This is a genomic window from Macellibacteroides sp., from assembly GCF_050251695.1.
In the GTDB taxonomy this organism is placed as follows: domain Bacteria; phylum Bacteroidota; class Bacteroidia; order Bacteroidales; family Tannerellaceae; genus Macellibacteroides; species Macellibacteroides fermentans.
In genome coordinates, this window is the sequence record NZ_JBFWMI010000030.1 from 26,584 (window position 1) to 31,739 (window position 5,156).

A 5,156-nucleotide genomic window follows, 5' to 3' on the forward strand; every position below is an offset into this window, starting at 1 on the left:
ATCCCGGGTTTGAGCCTAAACTTATTGAAGCCACTCCATCCGGAGGCCCGGTTGAAGTAGATGGCAATGTAATTACAGGCAAAGGTCCCGGACTTGTATTTCATTTTGCACTATCCATACTTAAAGCACTTAAGGGAGATGCTGTTGCAGAAGAAGTTGCATCCGGTTTACTGCTGTAATACAGATACGAATTTTTGTCAGTACTTATAGTCCAAAAAGTATATACTTATTCCCAAAAAAGTATATACTTTTTGTATTAAAAGATATATCATTTTTAAACCAGCCCCCTAAGGATTCACCGGAGTTAAGGAATTAAAATAATTCACCTTAAGAAATGATTGCTTAGTGTGTTAAAAAAACTTTTGATAACTTTGTAATCCGTTTAGATTTTGTATTTGATCCCGGGACTTATTACAGATTAGAAATCCGCCATTAAGTTATGGATGCAATAAATAAAACAAGTTAACCATATTCTATTTGCTATTATGAACCGAATTTCTTTTCAATTTTCATGTTTACTGATATGCTTTTGTTGCATCAGTATTACAAGCAGTGCCGCAAGTACTAAAAAGCAGTCCACTGTAGAACAACTAAAAATCAGCGGGTACATGGGTAGCCGTATTGATGCCTGTATTACCCATCGGGTAAAGACGCAAGACGTTGATCATCTGGTAAAGCCATTTACATCCAGGAATGAAAGCCGTTTGTGGCAAAGTGAATTTTGGGGTAAATGGATACAAGGAGCCATTGCGTCTTATCGATATACCAAAGATCCTGAACTTCTTTCTATCATACAAAAAGCGGTAACAGATTTATTAAAAACTCAGACTGCGGATGGATATATCGGGAACTATTCTCCGGATCATCAGCTTGAACATTGGGATATTTGGGGACGCAAATATACTTTGCTTGGATTACTGGCTTACTATGACATTAGTAACGACAAGCAAGTGCTGAATGCTGCGATAAAGATGACAGACCATCTTATTAAACAACTAAAGGATAGCGGAAAAAGTATTGTAAAAACAGGGAACTACAGAGGCATGCCCAGTAGTTCTTTTCTGGAACCGGTCATGTTCCTCTATAATCGTACTGGAGAAGAGCGATTTCTTTCTTTTGCCAAATATATTGTGCAGGAATGGGAGACGCCCGATGGTCCTCAACTTATAAGCAAAGCGCTTGATGATATTCCTGTTTCCCAGCGCTTCCCCTCCCCCGCTACCTGGTGGTCGTGGGACAACGGACAAAAGGCGTACGAAATGATGTCGTGCTATGAAGGTTTGCTCGAATTATATAAAGTTACAGGCAATCCGTTGTATATATCGGTTGTAGAAAAAAGCGTTGCCAATATAATTAAAGATGAAATCAATATTGCCGGCTCGGGCAGTGCATTTGAATGTTGGTATGGAGGAGGCACAAAACAAGATCAGGCAACCTATCACACGATGGAGACTTGTGTAACCTTTACATGGATGAAGCTTTGCAGTACGCTGCTCTCTCTTACCGGCAATACGATTTACGCCGATCAAATAGAAAAAACAACCTACAACGCGTTGTTTGCATCCATGAAAGACGATGCATCCGAAATTGCCAAATACAGTCCGCTTGAAGGATGCAGGCACAAAGGGGAAGAACAGTGCGGAATGCATATAAACTGTTGTAACGCCAACGGTCCCCGAGCCTTTGCTCTACTGCCCCAGGTAGCTTATCAGGTGAAAGAAAACCGCATCAACGTAAATTTATTTACTACATCGGAATTAAAGACCCGGCTAAACGGAACGCAGCAGGTCTACATCAAACAAAACACTAATTATCCGGTTGATGGAAATATTGAAATGGAAATTATCCCGGAAAAAAGTGCCCGATTTACGATAGGCATACGTATACCCGCCTGGAGCAACCAGGTATCATTGGCTGTAAACGGACAGGAAGTAACAGATATTACAAGAGGATGCTACTATTTGCTTGACCGTACATGGAATAAAGGAGACAAGATTACGCTTACGTTGGATTTACGGGCCAAACTCGTTCAATTAAATAATAGCCAGGCTATTCAACGGGGACCAATTGTACTTGCCCGCGACAGTCGGTTTAAAGATGGTGATGTAGACGAAGCAATCAAATTTCTACCTAAAGAAGGCTATCTTACATTGGAGCCCGAAAATCAGACATCGCCTTTTGCGTGGATGAGTTTTACCACTTCAGCGATAACTGGAACAAACATGGAAGAGGCCGGAGCAGCCAGAAAGATTCACTTTTGCGATTTCTCGTCTGCTGGAAATACCTGGTCTGAGTCCGAAAGATACCGGGTATGGCTGCCAAAACCTCTCAATGTTATGCATTCTGAGTACTCCAACTATTAATTCGTAGACAAAACAAATACAAAAAAAAGACAATCTTATCTTCGGGAATACAACTAAAGAAATCTAGCTGTATATTTGCTGTGACTTGTAAGTTTTGCAGACATTATTATTTTAATTTATTCATTATTAAATTATTCAAGTTATGAAAAAGTTTAAATGGTATGCTTACATGTTGCTGGTTATGGGTACGTTTATGGTATCGTGTTCGGATGATGAGAATTCGGCTAATAAACAAACCGAAGTTAAGTTCTACCTTACAGATGCACCGACTTCAGAAAATTACAAAGCTGTTAATATAGATATTAAAGAAGTAAGATATTCTATTGACGGCGAAACTTGGGAAAATCTGCCAATTACTGAGGCTACATACAATTTATTGGATTTTACGAACGGAAAAGATACATTACTTTCAAATATCACATTATTGGAAGGTGAACATATCTCGCAAATCCGATTGATCCTTGGTGATGACAATGAACTGGTTTTGGAAGATGGAACTGTAGTTCCAATTTCTACACCCAGTGCCCAGGAGTCGGGACTTAAATTTAATGTACAAGAAAACATCGTAACGAGCAGCGGGTATGCAGTGATGATCGATTTTGATGCATCTAAATCAATTGTAAAAAAAGGAAATGGAGGTTATTCTCTTAAACCGGTTATCAGAGCATATGTTGTTGAAAATACAGCAGCAGTTTATGGTAACATCCTTCCAGCTAAAGTTCCTTATCATGTTTTCACGGTTGCCGGTCAGGATACAATATCCGCAATTTCCGACACAACGCTAAACAACTACTTTATGTTACACGGTTTAAAGACAGGTACCTATAAAGTAGAATTCCAGTCTTTAGATTCTGATATTGTGCTCTTCTCGACAAATGTCGACGTATTTGGAGGCACAAACAAAGATCTTGGAATCATCAATCTAGCTCAGTAACAACACACTTTATGCCCTTCCAATAATCCGGAAGGGCATATCTATTTTACACTATTTCTTTTCTATCCTATTTTTTTCTCTTTGTTTTACCTTTAAATAAAAAGACATGAAAAAGTACATCGCAGAAATGATTGGTACGATGGTCCTCGTCCTTATGGGATGCGGGAGTGCAGTAATTGCCGGAGGGGCAGCTGAAGCTGTTGGAAGCGGCGTTGGAACACTTGGTGTCGCAATTGCCTTCGGGCTCTCTGTTGTAGCTATGGCTTATGCCATTGGCGGAATATCTGGTTGTCATATCAATCCAGCCATTACTTTAGGGGTTTTACTGGCCGGAAGGATAAAAGTTAACGAAGCTGTCTTATACATGATTTTTCAGGTGATCGGAGCACTATTGGGATCGTTTATCCTATTATCAATCTCATCCGGAATGGGCTTAAGTGGCTATGGAGCAAACAGCTTTGCCGAAGGGAATCTCATCCCGGCCTTTATTGCTGAAACCGTATTCACCTTTATCTTTGTTTTAGTGGTTCTTGGAGCCACAAGCAAAAAATCCCCCGAAGGATTTGGTGGACTGGCAATCGGACTTACTTTGGTTTTAATCCACATTGTGTGTATTCCAATAACCGGGACTTCAGTAAATCCGGCACGAAGTATAGGTCCGGCTTTAGTTGGAGGAGGAATCGCATTAACGCAGTTATGGCTTTTCATTGTTGCACCTTTTATAGGGGCAGCCATTTCCGCTATTGTCTGGAAATACTTCGAAAGCAATGAAAAAGCGGTAAAATAATGACTAGTTCAATTAGCGATATTCTTAAAAAGAGAATATGTAGCAATGAATGAAGTAAGACCGCTATCTTAAACACCCGATCTATTCCCCGTCACGACTTTCATGCATGCGGGAAATCGGGTGTTTAAAATTTTGTACAATGCAATACAAATAAGAATCATAAGAACAGGAGCACCCCAATAAATTAACAATAGCACCAACTCCGAATGTGGAAGCTGTGAAACAGCAAGTTTCTTTATTAGTTTTAAGCCGGGCTCATGCATTGCAAAAACGAAAAAACTAGCCGAAGAAAGTGTATTATTTACTTTCATCCCCCTTTTTAACCAGATGGATACAATCGAAATCAAACAAATTCCTCCTACAACAACAGTCGCTTTATGTAAGTAGACTGTATATGGTTGATCCAGAAGAAAGAGATCACTGATTGCCATTAACGGGTATAGTAGGACTACGGGATAACATATCTTACCGAAAACCTGCGTAAAATCAGTCTTACTTATGCTAAAAAAAGCTCCTGATCCAAAAAAGAACAACGAACTCAATAGAAACAGATTATAAGGCAATCTATCTTCAAATAGCCAAAGAACTTCTAAAAGAAGAATTCCGTAACCTTTAGTGCTCCTTATAAAATAGAAAATCAAAGGAGCAGCCACCACCAGAATTATAAGATCTCTTAAGAACCAAAACTGGTAGTTGATTGGAAAATCGCTGCCAATCCCAAATGCATGTAAATAATCAACCACAGAGAAATCGGCAATCCGTTCTTTTTCTCCAGAAAACAGGGCATTGATATCTGGTATTTTCTGAGCAAGGTAGTATAACACTAACAGGAATATATTCCATATCAGATACGGGATAAGGAGGGACTGTATCCGGCTTCTTACCTTTCTTGTATAGGTAATACCATTGAAATCAGCTTTATAATAAAACAGAAAACCGGAAAAAAAGAAAAAAAGAGGAACAGATACTCTGACTAGAATATTAGAAACGAATTCATTCACGACATAGAAAACCGGATAATCTGAGGCCGTTATATTAACAAAATCGGAAGACAGGTGGGCGTGAATAAAGA

General features: G+C 39.3%; 4 protein-coding genes. 3 read left to right on the plus strand and 1 reads right to left on the minus strand.

The annotated features are described in order from the left end of the window. The first annotated feature begins 485 nt into the window (after positions 1-485). The 3 genes from AB7E53_RS06500 to AB7E53_RS06510 all read left to right on the plus strand — a co-directional run bounded on the left by AB7E53_RS06500 (position 486) and on the right by AB7E53_RS06510 (position 4,084). Entirely contained in the window at positions 486-2,363 is a 1,878-nt protein-coding gene (locus AB7E53_RS06500; protein WP_446774794.1) for a glycoside hydrolase family 127 protein, read from the plus strand. 142 nt (positions 2,364-2,505) lie between these two features. Next, on the plus strand, positions 2,506-3,297 hold the full coding sequence (locus tag AB7E53_RS06505; RefSeq protein ID WP_446774796.1) for a DUF4382 domain-containing protein: 792 nt from the start codon (positions 2,506-2,508) through the stop codon (positions 3,295-3,297). A 106-nt stretch (positions 3,298-3,403) separates the two neighbouring features. Continuing rightward, positions 3,404-4,084 carry an MIP family channel protein gene (locus tag AB7E53_RS06510; RefSeq protein WP_446774798.1) on the plus strand — a complete coding sequence of 227 codons (681 nt, stop codon included), beginning with the start codon at positions 3,404-3,406 and terminating at the stop codon, positions 4,082-4,084. Positions 4,085-4,152: 68 nt separating this feature from the next. On the opposite strand, the gene AB7E53_RS06515 is transcribed toward AB7E53_RS06510, so the two are convergent. Then, on the minus strand, positions 4,153-5,156 hold a 1,004-nt coding region (locus AB7E53_RS06515), incomplete at its 5' end, for an acyltransferase family protein (RefSeq protein ID WP_446774800.1).

Excerpts from the sequence above, each read along its gene's own strand:
- AB7E53_RS06505 (WP_446774796.1), top strand. The coding sequence starts at position 2,506 with ATGAAAAAGTTTAAATGGTATGCTTACATGTTGCTGGTTATGGGTACG.
- AB7E53_RS06510 (WP_446774798.1), top strand. The coding sequence starts at position 3,404 with ATGAAAAAGTACATCGCAGAAATGATTGGTACGATGGTCCTCGTCCTT.
- AB7E53_RS06500 (WP_446774794.1), top strand. The coding sequence starts at position 486 with ATGAACCGAATTTCTTTTCAATTTTCATGTTTACTGATATGCTTTTGT.